At 58.4% G+C, this 19,538-nt stretch carries 17 protein-coding genes and 1 tRNA gene; 10 read left to right on the top strand and 8 right to left on the bottom strand.

Going from position 1 to position 19,538, the window contains the following annotated elements; all coding sequences use genetic code 11:
- The first annotated feature begins 213 nt into the window (after window positions 1-213).
- From B149_RS18320 to B149_RS0109790, 6 genes are all read left to right on the top strand, one after another.
- Window positions 214-1,512, top strand: a complete 1,299-nt coding sequence (locus B149_RS18320; RefSeq protein WP_083909203.1) for a (Fe-S)-binding protein — start codon at window positions 214-216, stop codon at window positions 1,510-1,512.
- A 37-nt stretch (window positions 1,513-1,549) separates the two neighbouring features.
- Window positions 1,550-4,591 carry a CoB--CoM heterodisulfide reductase iron-sulfur subunit A family protein gene (locus tag B149_RS0109765; protein WP_156816796.1) on the top strand — a complete coding sequence of 1,014 codons (3,042 nt, stop codon included), beginning with the start codon at window positions 1,550-1,552 and terminating at the stop codon, window positions 4,589-4,591.
- 15 nt (window positions 4,592-4,606) lie between these two features.
- On the top strand, window positions 4,607-5,032 hold the full coding sequence (locus tag B149_RS18545) for a hydrogenase iron-sulfur subunit (protein ID WP_156816797.1): 426 nt from the start codon (window positions 4,607-4,609) through the stop codon (window positions 5,030-5,032).
- 12 nt (window positions 5,033-5,044) lie between these two features.
- On the top strand, window positions 5,045-5,980 hold the full coding sequence (locus B149_RS0109775; protein WP_018125010.1) for an NADH-quinone oxidoreductase subunit B family protein: 936 nt from the start codon (window positions 5,045-5,047) through the stop codon (window positions 5,978-5,980).
- 9 nt (window positions 5,981-5,989) lie between these two features.
- Entirely contained in the window at window positions 5,990-7,438 is a 1,449-nt protein-coding gene (locus B149_RS0109780; RefSeq protein ID WP_083909205.1) for a nickel-dependent hydrogenase large subunit, read from the top strand.
- 150 nt (window positions 7,439-7,588) lie between these two features.
- A complete protein-coding gene (locus tag B149_RS0109790; protein WP_026167552.1) occupies window positions 7,589-8,092 on the top strand; it encodes a hydrogenase maturation protease in 504 nt (167 codons plus the stop codon).
- A 1,120-nt stretch (window positions 8,093-9,212) separates the two neighbouring features.
- Here the strand turns inward: B149_RS0109790 and fsa are convergent.
- The 3 genes from fsa to B149_RS0109805 all read right to left on the bottom strand — a co-directional run bounded on the left by fsa (window position 9,213) and on the right by B149_RS0109805 (window position 13,176).
- Window positions 9,213-9,857, bottom strand: a complete 645-nt coding sequence (gene fsa / locus B149_RS0109795; RefSeq protein WP_018125014.1) for a fructose-6-phosphate aldolase — start codon at window positions 9,855-9,857, stop codon at window positions 9,213-9,215.
- Between the two features lie 84 nt (window positions 9,858-9,941).
- On the bottom strand, window positions 9,942-11,999 hold the full coding sequence (locus tag B149_RS17940; RefSeq protein ID WP_018125015.1) for a sensor histidine kinase: 2,058 nt from the start codon (window positions 11,997-11,999) through the stop codon (window positions 9,942-9,944).
- Window positions 11,971-13,176, bottom strand: a complete 1,206-nt coding sequence (locus tag B149_RS0109805; RefSeq protein WP_169332914.1) for an ABC transporter substrate-binding protein — start codon at window positions 13,174-13,176, stop codon at window positions 11,971-11,973. Before B149_RS0109805 ends, B149_RS17940 begins: the two co-directional genes overlap by 29 nt.
- Before the next feature lie 371 nt (window positions 13,177-13,547).
- Here B149_RS0109805 and B149_RS0109810 point away from each other — a divergent pair, with 371 nt between their 5' ends.
- Window positions 13,548-14,126 (top strand): substrate-binding periplasmic protein, encoded by a 579-nt coding sequence (locus B149_RS0109810; RefSeq protein WP_169332915.1) that lies wholly within the window; start codon window positions 13,548-13,550, stop codon window positions 14,124-14,126.
- A 65-nt stretch (window positions 14,127-14,191) separates the two neighbouring features.
- On the opposite strand, the gene B149_RS0109815 is transcribed toward B149_RS0109810, so the two are convergent.
- Window positions 14,192-14,285 (bottom strand) — tRNA-Sec (locus tag B149_RS0109815).
- Between the two features lie 183 nt (window positions 14,286-14,468).
- Here B149_RS0109815 and B149_RS0109820 point away from each other — a divergent pair.
- Window positions 14,469-14,753, top strand: coding sequence for a hypothetical protein (locus B149_RS0109820; RefSeq protein ID WP_018125018.1), 285 nt, complete (start codon window positions 14,469-14,471; stop codon window positions 14,751-14,753).
- Between the two features lie 151 nt (window positions 14,754-14,904).
- Here B149_RS0109820 and infA read toward each other — a convergent pair whose 3' ends face one another.
- Window positions 14,905-15,123: a translation initiation factor IF-1 gene (gene infA / locus B149_RS0109825; RefSeq protein WP_018125019.1), complete on the bottom strand. Its 219-nt coding sequence runs from the start codon at window positions 15,121-15,123 to the stop codon at window positions 14,905-14,907.
- A 227-nt stretch (window positions 15,124-15,350) separates the two neighbouring features.
- Here infA and B149_RS0109830 point away from each other — a divergent pair, with 227 nt between their 5' ends.
- Together B149_RS0109830 and B149_RS0109835 are read left to right on the top strand one after the other, a co-directional pair.
- Window positions 15,351-16,433 carry a class I SAM-dependent methyltransferase gene (locus tag B149_RS0109830; protein WP_018125020.1) on the top strand — a complete coding sequence of 361 codons (1,083 nt, stop codon included), beginning with the start codon at window positions 15,351-15,353 and terminating at the stop codon, window positions 16,431-16,433.
- 44 nt (window positions 16,434-16,477) lie between these two features.
- Window positions 16,478-16,879: a hypothetical protein gene (locus tag B149_RS0109835; RefSeq protein ID WP_018125021.1), complete on the top strand. Its 402-nt coding sequence runs from the start codon at window positions 16,478-16,480 to the stop codon at window positions 16,877-16,879.
- 185 nt (window positions 16,880-17,064) lie between these two features.
- Here the strand turns inward: B149_RS0109835 and rpsI are convergent, their stop codons facing one another.
- From rpsI to B149_RS0109850, 3 genes are all read right to left on the bottom strand, one after another.
- Window positions 17,065-17,457 (bottom strand): 30S ribosomal protein S9, encoded by a 393-nt coding sequence (gene rpsI / locus B149_RS0109840; protein WP_211208186.1) that lies wholly within the window; start codon window positions 17,455-17,457, stop codon window positions 17,065-17,067.
- 9 nt (window positions 17,458-17,466) lie between these two features.
- On the bottom strand, window positions 17,467-17,895 hold the full coding sequence (gene rplM, locus B149_RS0109845; protein WP_018125023.1) for a 50S ribosomal protein L13: 429 nt from the start codon (window positions 17,893-17,895) through the stop codon (window positions 17,467-17,469).
- A 338-nt stretch (window positions 17,896-18,233) separates the two neighbouring features.
- On the bottom strand, window positions 18,234-19,478 hold the full coding sequence (locus B149_RS0109850; RefSeq protein WP_018125024.1) for an HD domain-containing protein: 1,245 nt from the start codon (window positions 19,476-19,478) through the stop codon (window positions 18,234-18,236).
- Window positions 19,479-19,538: the final 60 nt, after the last annotated feature.

Genomic DNA, 19,538 nt, shown 5'->3' on the forward strand with positions numbered 1-19,538 from the left:
TTGTCACGATAGCATTTTTCTATCTTTGGCCTATTTACGGATTTGCCGTTTTTGAGTATGAGGACGTATCCATTCGTTTGTTCAGTTCAGTGGAGTGGACTGAACGACGAGTCGGTTTTCCGGATGAATCATCCCTTTTCCCGAAGGGGTGTTTTCGGACGGATTCCGTTCTTTTATATGCAGTGGGAAACCCTTAACAATGAGGTGAGGAGTATGGGCGAACCCGCAATAGTTCTTGAAGGTGGAGTCAAATCCACGTTCAAGGACAAGGTCATGGAGCTTCTGCCGGAAGGTGGAAACCTCAACATGTGCCTTACGTGCGGTCTGTGTTCTTCCGGCTGTCCGGCAACCGGACTGGAAGAAATGGACCCCAGGAAATTCCTGCGTATGGCCATGTTGGGTATGGATGAGGAGATTCTTAATTCGAAATGGATCTGGATGTGCACCATGTGTACGCGTTGCGTGTACGCATGTCCCATGCAGATCAACATCCCGCAGCTGGTCTACAACGCCCGCGCGGCGCAGGATCGCGAAAACAAGCCCAAAGGCATTGTCGGTTCCTGCGACCAGGGTCTCAGGACCGAAGGCGCCAGCGCCATGGGCGCCAGCTCGGAAGACTTCAAGTTCGTCGTGGAGGACGTGCTTGAAGAGGTCTGCGAGGATCAGGAATCCTGCAAGGACCTGAAGGTGAGCATCAACCGCAAGGGTGCTCATTTCTATCTGAACCAGAACTCTCGCGAGCCGGTCACCGAGCCGGATGAGATGGTTCCTCTTTGGAAGATTCTCAATGTCGTCGGCGCCGACTGGACCTACGGGACAGTTGGCTGGGCGGCTGAGAACTACTGCCTGTTTGCAGCGGAGGACGAGAACTGGGAAGCCATTGTCAAGAAGAAGATGGACGCGGTGAGCGAACTCGGGGTCAAGAGCTGGCTCAACACCGAGTGAGGCCACGAATTCTACGCAGTCCGGGCCGGACTGCAGAAATTCGGCATGGAAGTGCCTTTCGAGCTCGAATCCATCATCAGCTACTATGCACAGTGGATCCGTGAAGGAAAACTCCCGGTCAACTCCGACTGGAACAAGGAACTCGGCGTCAAATTCACCGTTCAGGACCCCTGCCAGCTGGTCAGGAAGTCTCTGGGTGATCCCGTGGCCGAGGACCTTCGCTTCGTCGTGAAGCAGGTTGTCGGTGAAGAAAACCTCATCGACATGCACCCGAACAAGTCCAACAACTATTGTTGCGGCGGCGGGGGCGGATTCCTGCAGAGCGGTTTCCCCGAAGCGCGCAGGTACTACGGCAAGCGCAAGTTTGATCAGATCATCGCCACCGGCGCTGACTACTGCATCACCCCTTGCCACAACTGCCATTCCCAGGTTCACGATCTCGCGCACCACTTTGGTGGCACGTATCAGACCGTCCATCTTTGGACGCTGATCTGTCTCTCGCTCGGCATTCTGGGCGAGAACGAGCGCGAGTACCTCGGCGACGACCTCAAGGAAGTCGGCCTGTAGGCGGAACTGAACGGAACGAGATTCCAAGGAGGACTCAATGTCTGCGAATAAACTTGGATCGGTCATGGTCGTCGGCGGCGGTATCGCCGGTATTCAGACGGCGCTTGATTTGGCCGACTCCGGTTATTACGTGCATTTGATCGAGAAGAGTGCCGGTATCGGCGGCGTCATGGCGCAGCTGGACAAGACCTTCCCGACCAACGACTGCGCGATGTGAATCATCTCGCCCAAGTTGGTTGAGTGCGGTCGGCACTTAAATATCGAGTTGCATACACTGGCAGAGGTTCAGAACGTTTCCGGCGATGAAGGCAACTTCACCGTGACGGTGAAGAAGTCCCCCCGATACGTGGATATGGAAAAATGTATCGCGTGCGGGGAATGTGCCGCGAAATGTCCCAAGAAAGTTGACGACGAATATCAGGCCGGTCTTTCCAAAAGGAAAGCCGCCTACATCCCTTACGGGCAGTCCGTGCCGCTGAAGTACGCTTTGGACGGCGCAACCTGCATCATGATCCAGAAAGGCAAGTGCGGCGCCTGTGAAAAGGTCTGCCCCACCGAGGCCATCAAGTTCGACGACAAGGAAGAAATCGTCGATCTGAACGTCGGTTCGGTCATTCTCACGCCCGGTTTCAAGGCGTTCGATCCGTCCGATCTGGATTACACCTACTACAAGGAACTCCCTGACGTAGTGACCTCGCTCGAATACGAGCGCCTGCTGTCTTCCTCCGGTCCCTGCCACGGCCACCTGACCCGCCCCTCGGACGGCAAGGAGCCCGCAAAGATCGCATGGCTGCAGTGCGTCGGTTCGCGCGACATCAATCGCTGCGGCAACGGATTCTGCTCCAGCGTGTGCTGCATGTACGCCATCAAGCAGTCTGTCATCACCGCCGAGCACACCACCGGCGACATCGACCAGACCATCCTGTACATGGACATCCGCAGCCACGGTAAGGAATTCGACAAGTACTACGAAAACGCCAAGACCAACGGGATCAACTTCGTGCAGGCACGCCCGCACACGATCCTGCCCGGTCCCGACGGTGTGGGTGCCATCATCCAGTATGCCGACAAGTCCGGCAACATGGTCGAGGACGTGTACGACCTCGTCGTGCTGTCCATCGGTCTGGAAGCGCCCAAGGACGCCAAACAGCTGTCCGAAACCGCCGGGTTCGAACTGAATAAGTACGGCTTCGTGGAAACGAACTCCTTCGAGCCGGTGTCCACCTCCAGGCCGGGAATCTACTCCTCGGGCGCGTTCAACGCTCCCATGGACATCCCGCAGGCGGTCACCGACGCTTCCTCCGCAGCGGCCACCGCTGCCAAGCGGCTGGCGGAAGTTCGCGGCACCATGACCGAGGAAAAGGTCTGGCCCGAAGAGCGCGACATCTCCGGTGAGGAGCCGCGCATCGGCGTGTTCGTCTGTTCCTGCGGTACCAACATCGCGGGCACCGTGGACGTCAAGGCCGTCTCGGAATATGCCGCGGCCCTGCCCGGCGTGCAGATGGTGGAGAACAACATGTTCACCTGTTCCACCGACACGCAGGAGCTGATCAGCCAGAAGATCAAGGAAAACAACCTGAACCGCATCGTGGTCGCTGCGTGTACGCCGCGCACCCACGAGCCGCTGTTCAAGGAAACGCTGAAGGAAGCGGGCCTCAACGAGTACCTCGTTGAAATGGCGAACATCCGCAACCAGAACAGCTGGGTCCACCAGAACGAGCCCGAAAAGGCCACCGAAAAGGCCAAGGATCAGGTCCGCATGGCTGTTGCCAAGGCCGCGCTGCTCCAGCCCCTGAGCAAGATGTCCGTGGACGTCACGCAGAAGGCGCTGGTGGTCGGCGGCGGCATGTCCGGCATGACTTCCGCCCTCGGCATCGCCGACATGGGCTACGAAGTGGTGCTGCTCGAAAAGAGCAACATGCTGGGCGGCAATGCCTGGTCGCTTTCCCAGACCTGGCGCGGCGAAGAGATTCGCCCCGAGGTGGAGAAGATGGCGGCCAAGGTGGACAACCACGAGAACATCACCGTGCTCAAAAACGCCATGCTCAAGACCGCCGTCGGTTCCGTCGGCAACTTCGTGAGCGAGGTGGAAGTGGATGGCGAAACCAAGGCCATCAAGTACGGCGTTGCCGTGGTCGCCACCGGCGGCAAGGAATACAAGCCGAACGAATACGGCTACGGACAGTCCGACCGGGTGAAGACGCATCTGGAATTCGACAAGATGCTCGATTCCGGCGACTCCGCCAAGGCCGACTCCGTGGTCTTCATCCAGTGCGTCGGTTCCCGCAACGAAGAGCGCCCCTACTGCAGCCGCGTATGCTGCACCCACTCCGTGGAGAGCGCCATCCGTCTGAAGGAACAGAAGCCCGAGATGAACGTCTACGTGCTCAACCGCGACATCCGCACCTACGGCCTGCGCGAGGACCTGTACACCAAGGCCCGCAAGCTCGGCGTGATCTTCATCAAGTACACGCTGGACGGCCTGCCGCAGGTGGACGCTTCCGGCGACTCGGTCTCCGTGAAGGTCAATGATCCCATGCTGGGTCGCGATCTGGACATCAGGGCCGATTACCTCGTTCTCGCCACGGCCATCGTGCCCAACGAGACGAGAGAACTGGTCGAGCTGTATAAATGCGCTACGGGCGATGACGGGTTCCTCACCGAGGCACACCCGAAACTCCGCCCCGTGGACCTGTCCGTTGACGGCCTGTTCGTCGCCGGTCTGTGCCACTATCCCAAGCCCATCGATGAAGCCATCGGTCAGGCCCAGGCGGCCAGCAGCCGCGCCGGAGTCATTCTGGCACGCACCGAGATGCCTCTCGACTCCATCAAGAGCGAGGTCACCGAGCATTGCGACGGCTGCGCCCTGTGCGTGGACACCTGCCCCTACAACGCCATCAGCCTTGAAGCATTCGAGGATGAGAAGGGCAAGGAACACCGCAGGATCGCCACCGACAAGGCTCTGTGCAAGGGATGCGGCGTGTGCATGGCCACCTGCCCGAAGGGCGGCGTGGAAGTGAACGGCTTCACCATGGCCCAGCTCAAGGCGCAGGTTACCTCCGCCTTGGCAGGACTCTAATCGAAGGAGTTGAAAATGGCTGACTTCGAACCGAAAATCATCGGCTTCCTGTGCAACTGGTGCGCATACGCCGGTGGCGACCTGGCCGGTGTTTCCAGGTTGAAATATCCTCCGAACATGAAAGCCGTGCGGGTGATGTGCTCCGGCATGGTCCATCCGGACCTTGTGGTGGATGCCCTCAAAGGTGGCGCCGACGGCGTCATCGTCATGGGCTGACACCTCGGAGAATGTCATTACCTGGATGGTAATCATAAAGCATTGGCAAGGGCCGGAGCTACCGAACTGCTGTTGGAAGACCTCGGCGTCGATCCCGAAAGGTTCGCCATCGAATGGGTCTCCTCCGCGGAAGCTCCCCGGTTTGCGGAAGTGGTCACCAAGTTCACCGAGAAAATCAAGGAACTTGGGCCCAATCCCGCGAAAAGCAAAAAGGCTGCAGCCTAAGGAGGACTCGCAATGGTCAAGATTGCAGAAGAGTGGCTGAACTCCTGTTCGGGCTGCGAAATCGCCATACTGAACATCGGCGACGTGCTTGTGGACCTGCTCCCCTCGCTGGAGTTCGTGCACATCCCCGTGCTGATCGACAAGAAATACTATGGCCAGACCGGTGAAGGCACGGAGCTGGACATCCCTGAAGCGGTTGTCGGCATCGTCTCCGGCGGCGTGAAGAACGAGGAGCACCTTGAAGTGCTCAAGAAGATGCGCGAACGCGTGCAGATTCTGATCGCCCTGGGCACCTGCGCCACCGACGGCGGTATCCCCGCGCTGGCCAACATGTATTCCAACGACGAAATCCGCGACTTCGTGTACCGCGACTCTCCGACCACGGAAGCCGGTCCGAACCCGGACGTCAAAGGAAACCATATCCCGGACATGCTCGAAAGCTGCTCCGCCCTCGACGAACACGTCAAGGTGGATTTGAAGCTGCCCGGTTGTCCCCCGCATCCCGACTGGATCGCCGCCGCCATTCTGTCCCTGCTGGACGAGAAGAACGTGCTGGAGCTTCCGGAAAAGTCGGTTTGCGACACCTGTCCGACCCAGAGGGAACGCAAGAAGAGCATGGGCGACATCCGGCGCATGCTTGAGACACCGGACTACGACCCGGAAAAGCCCATCAGCGAAATGCGCTGTCTGCTGGAGCAGGGCTTCATGTGCCTCGGCCCGGTCACCAAGGCCGGCTGTTCCGGCATGACCGGCGAGGCTCCGCGCTGCATCAGCGCGCGCGTGCCCTGCCGAGGCTGCTACGGTCCCGTCCGTGATGACCGCATTCCCCTCGTGGACTACGTCGGCGCACTGGCGACGGTGGGCTACGACCCGTCCCGCATGCCGGACCGTCGCGGCTATCTCTGCCGCTTCAACGGCGGGCACGGCGTCCTGAAAAAACTGGGTTAACAGGAGTAAATGATGAGCAAAACGCTGAGAGTAGCGCCCATCACCCGCATTGAGGGCCACGCCGGGTTCGAGATTATGCTCGACGACAACGGAAACGTTGCCGATGCCCGGATGCAGGTCATGTCTCTGCGGGGATTCGAGAAGTTCGTTGTGGGCAGACCCGTGGAAGAGGTCTCCCGCATCGTCAACCGCATCTGCGGTATATGCCCGTGGCAGCACCATCTGGCGTCCAACAAGGCCGCCGACCTCTGCCTCGGAGCCGAAGTGCCCGAAACCGGCAGGAAACTCCGTGAGCTGTGCCAGATGTTGGCCTACATTCCGGACAAGATCCTGCACTTCTACTTCCTGGCGGCCCCGGACTTCGTCATGGGTCCGGATGCGGACTATTCGGTCCGCAACGTGGTCGGCGTGGTCGGCGCCGTGCCCGATCTGGCGAAACAGGTCGTGCACATGCGCTACAAGACCCAGATGGCGCTCGAAAAGTTTGCCGGAAAGGTCATCCACCCCATCGCGGCGGTTGTCGGCGGCTTCTCCAAGCCGCTGCTGGAAGATGAACGCAAGGAACTGCTGGAAGTCGTCAAGGAAGCAAAGGACTTCTGCCTGTTCACCATCAAGTTCGCACGCGAAAACGTGTTCCCCAAGTATCTGGAAGCCGTGAAGACGCTGGGCGTCTTCCCCTCCGGTTACATCGGAACCGTGGACGGCAACGGCTCCCTTGAGCTGTACGACGGCCAGCTGCGCCTGATGAACATCGACGGCTCCTACGACCAGTTCGACTACTCCGAGTATCAGGACTACATCGCGGAGCACGTCGAGGACTGGTCCTACCTGAAGTTCCCGTACATCAAGAAGGCCGGGGGCATTAAGCTGGACGAAAACGACCCCGTGGGCGTCTACCGTTCCAACTGCCTTGCACGCGTCAACGTCTGCGATCAGATGAAAACGCCGCTCGCGCAGGAGGAACTGGAGATATTCCGCAAGGAGTTCGGTCGTCCCGCGCACTTGACCCTGCTGTATCACTGGGCCCGCCTCATCGAGCTGGTGCAGTGCTGCGAACGTGCGGAAGAACTGCTCAACGACCCCAAGATCACGGGACGCGAAATCCGCGCCGAAGGCATCAAGCCGCAGGCCGGAGAAGGCGTCGGCTGCGTGGAAGCTCCGCGCGGCACCCTGATCCACCACTACAAGACGGACAGCGACGGCATGGTCGAACAGGCCAACCTGATTGTGGGAACCACCCACAACAACGCCGGCATGAACCTGTCCATCAAACAGGCCGCCAAGGCGGTCATCAAGGATGGCAAGTACGACGAGGAGGTCATGAACCTCATCGAAATGGCCGTACGCGCCTACGATCCGTGAATGTCCTGCGCTACCCACCGCCTGGATGGCGGTATGGCCATGGAACTGAAGATCGTCGACGCTCAAGGCAACGTCCTTGATACCTTCAATAAGTAAGGACGGGTTTCCCGTCTGACAGACAGGGGGGCCGATACATCGGTCCCCCTTGTTCTTTCCGCGCAAGCGACGGCTGCGGTTCAATCTGTTTTATGCTACTGACGTGCACCTGCTAACGTGGCTTCGGCCACACGACCTGTGAGAAAGCGCATGGACTGGTCAAAAATGTTTACCTCCCGCGTGGTGGTGTTCGGCTGCGGAAACATTCTCATCGGCGACGACGCCGCCGGACCGAGAGTGATAGAACTGCTCGAAAAGGATGCCGAGATTCCCGAAGACGTGGGGCTGCTTGATGTTGGCACCTCCATCAGAACCATCCTCTTCGACCTCATCGTGGCCCCTACACCGCCCGAACGGGTCGTGGTCATCGATGCCACCACCGAAGAGCAGGGCCGCGAGCCCGGAGAGTTCTGGGAAATCAGTATCGACGGCATGGACCCCAAAAAGGTCAACGATTTCTCCCTGCACATGTTCCCCACCGTGAACCTTCTCAAGGACCTGAAGGAGAACACGGGCATCGACGTGAAGATTCTCGTGGTTCAGACCGGGTACGTCCCCGACGAGTTGGACGAGACCATGAGCCCCGAAGTTGAAGGCGTGCTTCCGGCCATGGCCGAGAAGGTCAAACAATGGTGTATGCCCGAGAACGGCTGATTGAAGGCTGTTCGGAAAGATTTTGAAAGCCCGGGGTCCATAAGGAACTCCAGGTTTTTGTTATTCTCGTGAGTTGAAGAGTATTGGAAGCGGAGCATCAAGCCTTGCGGCCCGATGGGTGACTGTCCTGTAAGCAGCAGTTGCAGGTTTCGGCCTGTTTGCCGACCTTCTTTTTTGCTTGCGCAGAAAAAAGAAGGCAAAAACTGCGCTTTTGGGGGCGCGCCGCCGCTCTCGGCGAGAGACTCTATGACGCGGTCACTGCTCCGGGCGAATTGTCTGTGGCTACAGGCACCACCCGGACCTGCGTGACCGATCAAAAGAGCCTCTAGACCTCGAACGGCATTGCTACGGTACTTGGCTGGCTGAAGAAGATGCTTTGATTGAAATTCTGTTGGGAGAATGCGTGCATTGAAGGGGCTCTTTTTAATGAAACTCTGCCAACGTATTTCGTCAGCCAAGATGCACAAAACATAGATTCCCGTCAGCGGGGTTGCAGCTGGGACGCGGATTGTGCGGCCGCATTGCTCCAGCAGCTGCAACCCCGCTGACAACCCAGGGATTCCAAAGGGGGCCCGCCCCTTTGGTCCGCCTGAAAGGCCCGCCGGAGGCAATGCAGTTGTGCTCAGTTGCAGGTTTCGGCCTGTTGGCCGACCTTCTTTTTTGCTTGCGCAGAAAAAAGAAGGCAAAAACTGCGCTGTTGGGGGTGAGCCGCCGCTCTCGGCGAGAGGCTCTATGACTCGGTCACTGCTCCGGGCGAATTGTCTGTGGCTACAGAAAGTACGAGGAAAAGAGCCTCTAGACCTCGAACGGCATTGCTACGGTACTTGGCTGGCTGAAGAAGATGCTTTGATTGAAGTTCTGTTGGGGAGTGTGTGCACAGAAGGGGCTCTTTTTAACGAAACTCTGCTAACGTATTTCGTCAGCCAAGATGTACAGAACGTAGATTCCCGTCAGCGGGGTTGCAGCTGGGACGCGGGTTGTGCGGCCGCATTGCTCCAGCAGCTGCAACCCCGCTGACAACCCAGGGATTCCAAAGGGGGGCCGCCCCTTTGGTCCGCCTGAAAGGCCCGCCGGAGGCCGAAATATTGTTTGCCGCTGCTTGGTTTGAGCCCGCTTCGCCTTACTCCGTGAGCTTCTTCCAGTCATTCAGGAAGGCTTCGAGTCCTGAGTCGGTGAGCGGGTGTTGTGTGAGTTGGGTGATGACCTTGTAGGGGACGGTGGCGACGTCGGCTCCGAGCAGTGCTCCTTCGAGGACGTGGTTGGGGGAACGTACGCTGGCTACGAGGATTTTGGTGTTCATGCCGTAGTTGTCGAAGATGGTTCGTATCTGGGAGACGACTTCCATGCCGCTTTGACCGATGCCGTCGAGTCTGCCCACGAAGGGGCTGACATAGGTGGCGCCGGCTTTGGCTGCAAGAAGGGCCTGCATGGCGGAGAATACGAGGGTCACGTTGGTGCGGATGCCGCGTGCTTCGAGTTCGCGGGTGGCGACGAGGCCTTCGGCTATCATGGGAATCTTGACCACGACGTTGTTGCCGAAGGTGACGAGGTGTTCGGCTTCGCGGACCATGTCTTCGGCCTTGGTTCCGACGACTTCGAGACTGACGGGGCCGTCAACGGTGTCGCATATTTTTCTTGCCTGTTCCTGCCAGTCGCCGCCTTCGCGGGAGAGCAGGGTGGGATTGGTGGTCACGCCGTCTATCAGGCCCTGTTTGCGTGCGGCGGCAATTTCGTCGAGGCTTGCCGTATCCAGAAAGAATTCCATGTGGTCCTCCTATGATCGTGATAATTTTCGAGTTTGACCACTACACTGCCACAGATGTGTAACAAAGGGTAGGGGGGGTGACCATTACGTTGTTTCATCCTTTTCATTTTCGTTTTCAGGAGCGGCGGGAAGCACGAAGGTGATGGTCGTGCCGCGTCCGGGGGTTGAGTCCGCGTGGATTTCTCCGCCGTAGTGGAGCACAATCTGCCGGCAGATGGCCAGACCAAGTCCGGATCCGGTTGGTTTGTGCCCGTCAGTAGGGTTTTCAGCTTGATGAAAGCGCTCGAAGACGGCGTCGAGCTCGTGCTTCGGTATTCCGGGACCGGTGTCAGATACCGCTATGCTCAACATGGTGCCGTCGGCTGTTTCGGCGCGGGAAGCACTGAGCTCCACTCGCCCCTTGCTCGTGAACTTTGCTGCGTTGTGCAGCAGGTTGACGACCACCTGCGTCAATTTGTCCGGGTCCACGGTGATTTTGGGCAGATCTTCTTCAAATGTTTGGATTACCTGTACCCCGCGGTGAAATTCGTTTCTGGTGATGGCCAGAGCGTGGGACAGGATGCGTACGGGATCCAGTGTGCGATCGTTCCAGAGCATCTTTCCCGACTCGATGCGGGTGAGGTCCAGCACGTCGTTCACCAGCCGGGACAGGCGCTCTCCCTCGCCGATGATGATGCTCAGGTTGTCATCGATGGTGGCGGCCTTCTTTTCTTTTAGCGCGTCGTCCTCGCCGGGGCTCCAGAAGTGCCGGGAAAAGCTCTTGCGGGTCACCTTGGCGAAACCGAGGATGGAGGTAAGCGGCGTGCGCAGTTCATGGGAAACCGAAGAGAGGAAGGTGCTTTTGAGGGCGTCCAGTTCGCGAAGGCGACGGTTGGCGGCTTCCAGTTCCTCGGCTTTGAGTTGAAGATCCCGTGTGCGTTCGGCAACGGTGGCTTCGAGATTCTTGTTCAGTTCTACAAGATTCTCCGCGGCGAGACGTTTGTTGTGTTCGCTTTCACTCAGCGCCGTGAGAATCTCCTTGTACTCTGTCAGGTCTTCAAAGACGCCCAGCAGCGTGCTTTCGGTAATACGGATGAGCCGTGCCCGGACGTACACGCGCCGTTTGCCGGTCAGGGAGGTGTAGTAGTCCTCGTAGCTTGCCCTGCCCTGAGATATGGCCTGGCTCACCGCAGCCTTGACCGCGTCGTTGCGAACGTCGCGGAGGATATTGATTCCGTTGATCTGTTCAGGGCCCTTGGCTCCCATTATGGTGGCGAAGTATCGGTTCGAGCTGGAAACGACGCTCTCATTGTCGAACATCATGATGCCGACGGGGGCCTGTGTAACGATCCCGCGGAATTTGGCTTCGCTTTCCCTGAGGGCGTCTGCCACACGCGCGGACTGATCCAGCGCATTGCTGAGTTGCAGGTTTTTTTCGTCCAGCGCTCGATAGGATGCGTAAAGTCGTCCTGCCATGTCCTCGAAGGACTGTACGAGATCCGCGACTTCCTTGTCCTCGCTGTATTCCGGGAGGTCGGGTTTGTCCTTGCCCGCGTGCAGGGAGGCCATGGAATCACGAAGCCTCAGCAGCGGCATGATGACCGACGTGTTGAGGCGTTTGCGCAGCAGGGTCAGCATGCAAAGCAGTGTAATGAGCAGCAGACAGCCGAAGAACAGATAGAAAGTTGCCCTCTGGTTGAAAACCTGACCCAGATCATAGGAGAGTCTGACCCACCCGAATGTTTCGCCTACCGCGCGGATGGGTTTGGTGAAAAGCAGAATGGTCCCGTGCCGCTCGTAAAGGAATCGTTTTCCTGACGGCATGGTTGGCGGTGTGATGTCGGAACTGACCGGAACGGTCGTTTCACCGGCTTTGACGACGAGCTTTCCTTCGGCGTCATAAAGGATGATGCCGTGAATGTTCTTCACCCGTTCGATCTGTTCAAGGCGAAGGCGTAGCGACTTGATGCGCCCTTCGAAAAGTTCGTTGGCGATGGTGTCTTGTTCACGGGTCAGCAGCGTGTCGAGCAGGAAGCAGGCGGACTCGATGTTCTGCTGCGTCCATTGCAACTGGACAGGCACTGCCGCTGCAACGAACAGGACGCTGATGCCGAGAAAGGTCAGAAGGATGGATTCAGTTACCCTGCGGGAGAGACTCTTCATGTCCGGGAGGGGTGTCCGTTTTGATGTAGCGGGTTCCGCTTTGGGTTATCTGTAAAATGACGAGTGGCTTGAGCGGGTCGCGTGAACCGTTGAAGGTAATGGTGCCGGTCACGCCGTGATAACCTTTGGTGGCAAGGAGCATGTTGCGTATGGCGCCTGGCGAAGCGCTCCCGGCGCGCCGAATGGCGTCGGCCACGATCATCATTGCATCGTATGCGCAGGGGTTGCCGGAGTCCACAAGGGAGAGGGCTTCGGGGCCGTATTCCTTTTTCAGCAGGCGAATGAATTCGAGACTTTCCGGCTGCTCGGAATCCGGATGCCAATGGGACGTGTAATAGTTGTCGCCGTTGGCAGGGTCGAGGTGGGGGTACTGCTCCAGAGCGGTCCAGCCATCGCCGCCGAGGAAGGGCATCTGCATGCCCATGGTGCGGGCCTGCTTCAGGATCAGTCCTGAATCGCGGGCAAAACCCGGAACGAAAACCACGTCCGGCTTTGCGCTTTGCACATCCGTGAGCTGTCGGGAAAAGTCCATGGAACTTTGCAGGTACGATCTGCTGACGAGCATCTCCCCGCCGAGCCGGACGAATTCCTCGGCAAAGCCTTCCGCAAGGTCTTCGCTATACACCTCGCCAGCTATGCTAAGCACGGCTGCGGACTCTGCCTTGAGATGCTGCACGGCAAAACGGGCAAGTGCCAGAGCCTGATGCCGGTTGGTATAGCAAATGCGGAAAATGAAGTCGCCGACCTGTGTGACTTCCGGGGCGGTGGTTGTTGCGCCGACCATTGGAATCCCCGCTCTTTGCAGCACCGGGGCCATGGCCATGGCATGTGAGCTCCATGAAGGACCAATGACCGCCGTTACACCGGCTTTGACCGCGTCGCGCGCCGCCTCTCTGGAGCCGAGAGCGGTGCTCTGATTGTCAATTTCCAATAGCTCCAGACGTCTTCCGAGTAATCCGCCGGTTTCGTTTATCCTCTCCACGGCAAGGCGCACCATGCGATAATTCGGTGTGTTTTCCTCGGCTGCCGGTCCGGTATGGGCGAAGATGCTGGCGACGAGGATCGGGCCTTCATCTGCGAAAGACTTTGCTGAGTGCAGGGAGAGCGTAAAAAGCGTCAGCACAAGGGCTGCCCCTGAGAGTATTCTGAAAATGAAGCTGCTACGTATGGACGTCATTGGTGCTATCCCCATTGTACACTCATACGTTGAAAAGGACCTGTTGCGCAAGAAGTGAGTTGAAATCGGCGTAAAAGGCAGTAAGGCCAACCTTAGCATGCAAGGCCACCATTCGTGCGGTTTATTTGCGACAGGGATGCCACCTTGCTGTTTGCGGTTTTTGCCATATGGCGTGTAACAAGTGTTTGAATTGGAACACTGTCGCGTATATTCCAATAAACAGGGGGCTTATGCGCACCGCTTTGCTGGTTTCATTTTTCTCGATTGTGCTGGTTTGGCCACGGGCGATCCATGCGGAGGAGGTCTGGAGGATAACTTCATTGAATTGGCCTCCCTACAGTGGTGCCCAGCTCGACTCAGGCGGATCCTCAATGCAGCGTTTGCGGCAGGCCCTGAAGCCGTTTGGAATAAAGCTTCAGGTGGATTATCTGCCGTGGGCCAGAGCCAGAATGGCGGCTCGCGGAGGCGACTACATCGGCTATTTTCCTGCGTGGCCGGAAGAAGTGGATGACGGATTCACGGCCTCTGTCCCTGTGGACTGGTCGAGCGTTGCGGTGATGGTGCGAAAGAAGAGTGGACTTGAGAGCGGCAAGCTCAGTGAGATATTCCGGCACCGCGTCGGATTGGTGAAGACCTACGATTATCCTTCGAGCGTGGCGGCTCAGGCCCTGCGCCGTCCCCACAATGTGGACAGGACTCCCGACGATGAACTGCTGTACAAGAAATTATCCGAGGGCAGGATTGATGCGGCAATTACGGACCCGGCCGTCATGCGGTATATGGCTGCGGAGTCGGGGGCGAGAGACGTGGAGGTCTTGCGCATTCTGGAACGCCGTCCGCTCGTCATCGCTTTTCGCGACCTGCCGGGAACGCAAAGACGCCTTCGCCTGCTCAAAGAGGCCATGGAACGTTTGAAGGGCGCGGGCTTGTCATTGACAGCCCCCAACTGACAGGTTCACCTTTTTCACAAAAAATGAAGCCCTTCGTTTGATGGCGAAGGGCTTTTTTGTGCGCTTGGCGGAAGCGTATAGGAGTCGAACCTACCGACGAGGATTAGCCCGTCCACTGGATTTGAAGTCCAGGCGCCACACCGGTGACGAAACGCTTCCGAATGGAGCTAATTAGCTATCAGGTTTGGGGATTGCGTTCAAGGGAAAAGAGTGAATCCGTCGATGCCTTGGGTGGTTGGTGAGTGCTTGGGGATCGTTTCCACAACGCGCGGATTCTGTTATGGAGGGCTAAGGTCGGGCACCGGTCCGGCAGGCAATCAGAAACAGTAGTCGGAGGTTTTCATGAAACGTAATATCGCAATCATGGCAGGCGCAGTCCTTTGCGTGAGCCTGTTGAGCGCTGGCGCCTGTGCTTCGGGACTGGGCGATGAACTCAGCAGCACTTGCAGCAGCTGTCACTCAACCAAGCGCATCTGTCGATTCCAGGGCGTTAAGGACGCCGAGGCATGGAAGGAAACCGTGGAGCGCATGATTGGCAACGGTGCAGAGCTTTCCGAGGGCAGAGTTGACGAGGTCGCCGCGTACCTGAATGGGCTTGCGCCGGGGACCGGTCCGTTCTGCGAGTAGAGCGTAACGCTTTTCGTAAGCCCGTGCCCGCATTGTCGCGATGCCGGGCACGGCAAAAGACCCCTTCACGCCGCCGGGCGGAAGGGGTTACCGAAAGCTGTGTTCCGCGATCCCTGGGACCGCGTATATGGCCGGAATGCCGCGTTGGCGGCTAACGGGGACGGAAGGTGATGCGTCCGCGGGTCAGGTCGTACGGGCTGAGCTCGACGGTGACGGTGTCGCCGGGCATGACGCGAATGCGGAACTTGCGCATCTTGCCGGAGATGTGTGCGAGCACTTCGTGACCGTTTTCGAGCGCCACCCTGAACATAGCGTTCGGCAGTGCTTCTTCCACGGTTCCCTGAACCTTGATTCCTTCTTCCTTGGCCATTGAGACTCCCTGTTTGTGTTTCTCACGGCGGCCGGACTTGTCCGTCCTTGCCGCCCGCGCGTGTCTGGCGCGCGTTGCTGTTGCTCGTTGCCCTCGTACGTTGAGGGCCAGTTTCCCATATAAGAAATTGTAGCGATTGTCCAATCCTAATGCGCACAGAGCCGGAAAACGGCTGTCGTTCGCAGGGGCATCATGGTAGTTTGCCGCAGTGTATGCAAGGAGGAATAATGCAGGATCGCGAAGCGGACAAGGCGGCGTTTTCCAAGCGGCTGGCGGGGTTGCTCAACGAGGCCTCGTTGACCGTAGCCATGGCACTCGGATACAGGGCTGGACTTTTTGAAGCCATGGATCGCCTTGGTGGGCCAGCGACGTCTTCGGTCATTGCGGATGAGGCAGGATTAAGCGAACGGTACGTACGCGAATGGCTTGGCGTCATGGCCTCGGGCGGTGTGGTCGAGCTGGCTGGAGATGATTCTGAACAGTTCCGGCTCCCCAAGGGGCACGCCGATCTGCTGACGGAGCGCGCCGGGCCCGAGAACATGGGCGTGTACATGCAGGAAATCCCGCTGCTCACCGCCAGCGTGTACGATGACGTGGCCGAGAGGTTTCGAAGCGGCGAAGGTATAGGATACGATCGGTATCCGCGCTTTCACCGGTTCATGGACCAGTTGGCGGTGGCGAAGCACCGGCAGACCCTTGTCGATGTCTTTGTCCCTTCCGTTGAGCAGGGAGCCATGTCGGAGCGCTTGAAAAGCGGTGTGCGGGTGCTTGATGTCGGTTGCTCCGAAGGAACCGCATTGCGGCTGCTCGCCCGGGCCTTTCCCCGTAGCGAGTTTCTGGGAGTGGATATTTCGGAAGAGTCGGTTCGTTGCGCTGAGAACAAGACCCGGGATGAAGGGCTGTCAAATATCTGTTTTGAAATGCGTGATGTGACGCGCATGACGAAGAATTTGGATGGAGCCTTTGATTGGATCACCGCGTTTGATGCTATTCACGATCAGGCGCGGCCCGCGCAGGCGCTTTCGGCGATTCGGTCGCTGCTCGCTTCTGACGGCGTGTTTTCCATGGTGGATATCGCTGCCGAGAGCACCATTCGGGAGAATATGGACCATCCCATGGGCGCGTTCCTGTACACTGTGAGCCTGATGCACTGTATGCCCGTCGGACTCACGGATGGCGGCGTGGGGCTGGGGATGATGTGGGGCAGGCAGCAGGCAGAGGCCATGCTTGCCGAAGCAGGCTTTTCCGATGTACGAACAACCCCGATCCCCGACGACCCGTTCAATCTGCACTACTGCTGCCGGGTGTGATCCGGCGGGGCTGAACAGGCAAACACAAGCATACGGAAAGAAAGATGACCGAATCCAAAATGACTTTGCAGGAATTTCTTGATGGCTGGGAGCCGGGCTTCTCCCGCGATAGTTTTGAACGTTTCCGCGCTGCGCTGGAAGCCATGGAAGGCGTGGAATGCGAGTTTGTGGCGCGTCCGGGGGTGAGCTATTCCCTCAGGCCGCGCAAGGAAGGCCAGCAGCGCCCGCTGTTCGCGCTGGTGGACGTGGTGGACGATCCTTCCGGCCGCTGGCTCTCGGTGTGTTCCTACGCGGATTTTGTCACTGACCCGGATGAGCAGGGCGACTTTGTGCCTGAAGGACTTATGGGGCAGGATGCGATCTGCTTTGACGTGGACGAGGATGCTCCCGAAAGCGTTGCCCTTGTGCTGTCCAAGCTTGGCGAGGCATACGGCAAGGCCGACTAACCCCTCTTTGTCCGGCAGGAACGTTTGTCGGATCTGTTTCGGATTTCATGGTCAGGTCGCGTGGGCGGCCTGACCTTTTTTTGAGGCTTGAGGGGCGGACGTTCTGATCATGTAGTGAAGAAAGCGCAAAAAAAGGCCGGAGCATTTGCTCCGGCCTTTTGAATAGGCTTCGTATGTCCAGCGGCTTAACGCTTGGAGAACTGGAAGCTGGCGCGTGCGCCGCGGAGACCGTACTTCTTACGCTCTTTCTTACGAGCGTCGCGAGTGAGGAATCCGGCCTTCTTGAGCACGCCACGGAGTTCCGGGTCGAGCTCGCAAAGGGCACGTGCGATGCCGTGACGGACGGCCTGAGCCTGTCCGGCGACGCCGCCGCCACAGCAGCGGATCTTGACGTCCACGCTGTCGAGTTTCTTGGTCAGGCGCAGCGGCTGCTGCACGACCATCTGGAGGGTCTTGCGGGGAAAGTACTCGGTGAAGTCTTTTCCGTTGACCTGAATCTGCCCGGAACCGGCGTAAATGCGGGTACGGGCGATGGCATTCTTTCTCTTGCCGGTGCCGTAATTAAAATCGCTCATGATGTCTCCCGATTACAGTTCCAGGGTTTTGGGCTGCTGGGCCGCATGCGGGTGTTCGGAACCGGCGTAGACCTTGAGCTTCTTCAGCTGCTGGCGGGCCAGACGGTTGTTGGGCAGCATGCCCTTCACCGCAGCGGTGATGACGTTTTCCGGCTTGATTTCGAGCATGTCGCGCAGGTTCTTGCCGCGAATGCCGCCCGGGTAGCCGGTGTGCTTGTAGTACATCTTGTCATCCAGCTTCGCGCCGGTGACCTTGATCTTTTCGGCATTGATCACAACCACGAAATCTCCCATGTCCATGTGGTGGGAGTATTCGGGCTTGTGCTTGCCGCGCAGGCGATTGGCGATTTCGGTGGCCAGGCGACCGAGAATCTTGTCAGTGGCGTCCACGACGATCCAATCGTTCTTCACGTCTTCCGGAGTCGGACTATATGTCTTCATAAAAATGCTCCTTGCACAAACTGGGAACGGGACAGTTACGGTGTTTGTCTCCGCATGTCAAGCGACAAGACGAAACCCCGACGCGATGAAACGATGTCCCGGTGCCGACCGTAACGGGGTGGGGAAATTCGGGATGCGACCGATCCCGGGCCTTTCTTCGCGTCAGAATCCGACTTGCGGATATATGAACCTCTCGGGGTCCGGATGGTGCAAATACATTGATCGGCACCAAAAATCAAAACCTTTTTTCCCTGCGGGAACAGGAAATAACGGTCATTCTTTATTGTGAGACGCTGGCTCCCCGGAATCATTGGAGATCGAGGTCGCCAGTGCCGGGGTCAGTCAAAGTCCGCAAGCAGGGCGTTTATCTGTACCCCCGCAACCGTGGTGCGACCCTTGTAATGGTTGCGGATGCGAAACAGCGCCTGATGCAGCTGGTCCGAAGAGATGCCGTTTTTCAGGGCGGTATGCGCTTCGATGAACGCGGCCAGCCGGTCGCACATTTTCAGCAGTTCCCCGTCCTTGGGGTCCAGTGAGTCCTGATTGTTTGCGGCCAGCTCGTCCGCAGCCACCGCGAGGACCTTGCCGTCGCGCACGATGGTGGCCTGAAACTCACTGCCGACCTCAAGGCCGAGGAAGTAGGCCATGCGCTCGGAGACGTCCTCGTATCCGCCGTCACGAAGCGGTGCCAGCACCACCTTTTCCAGCTCGTACAATTCATATTGACGGATAAGCTCCGCAATCTCCGGCGCCGACTGCTTGACCGGGGAAATGATGTCCCGCGTCAACAGCTCGGGCAGGTCGTGCACGAGCCCGGCAAAAAAGTTGTTCTGCTGCCTCGCCCGGCAGGCGCCCACCTCCTGACTGAAGAACCAGCCGTAGGCCGCCACGATGAACATGTGACCAAGCACCGAAGTTTCGGGCACGCGCGGCGTCTGGGACCAGCGCTTCTGAAAGCGCAGCCGGCCGCACATTCTGGCGAACCGACCCAGCGTGGTGTTCTCGTCGTCGAGCAGTTCATCCACGCCCTTGATGTCGCGCAGATCCTCAAGGCGATCGACGAAGCTCTGTTCGATCTCCTTGAGCTCGTGGTCCATGGTGTTGATGCTCTTGAGCAGTTTGAACTCGGACCAGCTGGCGTAGAGGTGCGCGGCGCGAAGGATGCGCCGGGCAAGCCCCTTTTCCTCCGGCTCCATGAGAAATTCGCCCATGCGGCGCAGGAATCCTTCGCCCAGCGGCTGAAGGCGCGGGGCCAGCTCCGAGACCACCCACGAGGTGAGCTTGCGGTAGTCCTCGCGGTTCTCCTTGATGCGGTAGAACACGGGCGGCTTGATGTCGGTGATGACCAGCCGGTAAAGGTAGTCGAAGATGCCGCCTTCAACGATGCTCTCGCCGAGGGCGCGCCGTCTGGCGACATCCATATCCCGGGAGTTGATGACAAACAGGACCCACGCCACGATCATCTTGTGGGCCTGTTTGTCCACCTCCACCAGCTCCATGGGGCGGAGCTTGTCGTTCCAGCGTTTCATGAACGCGCCGGAAAAAACCAGTTCCAAAAGGCTCTTGCGAATGATCACGGACATGATGCGTTATCCTGCGGTTTCCGGTTCATCCGCTCACCATAGACGGTGCGGGCCGATTTG

The organism is Desulfovibrio oxyclinae DSM 11498, from assembly GCF_000375485.1.
Taxonomy (GTDB): domain Bacteria; phylum Desulfobacterota; class Desulfovibrionia; order Desulfovibrionales; family Desulfovibrionaceae; genus Pseudodesulfovibrio; species Pseudodesulfovibrio oxyclinae.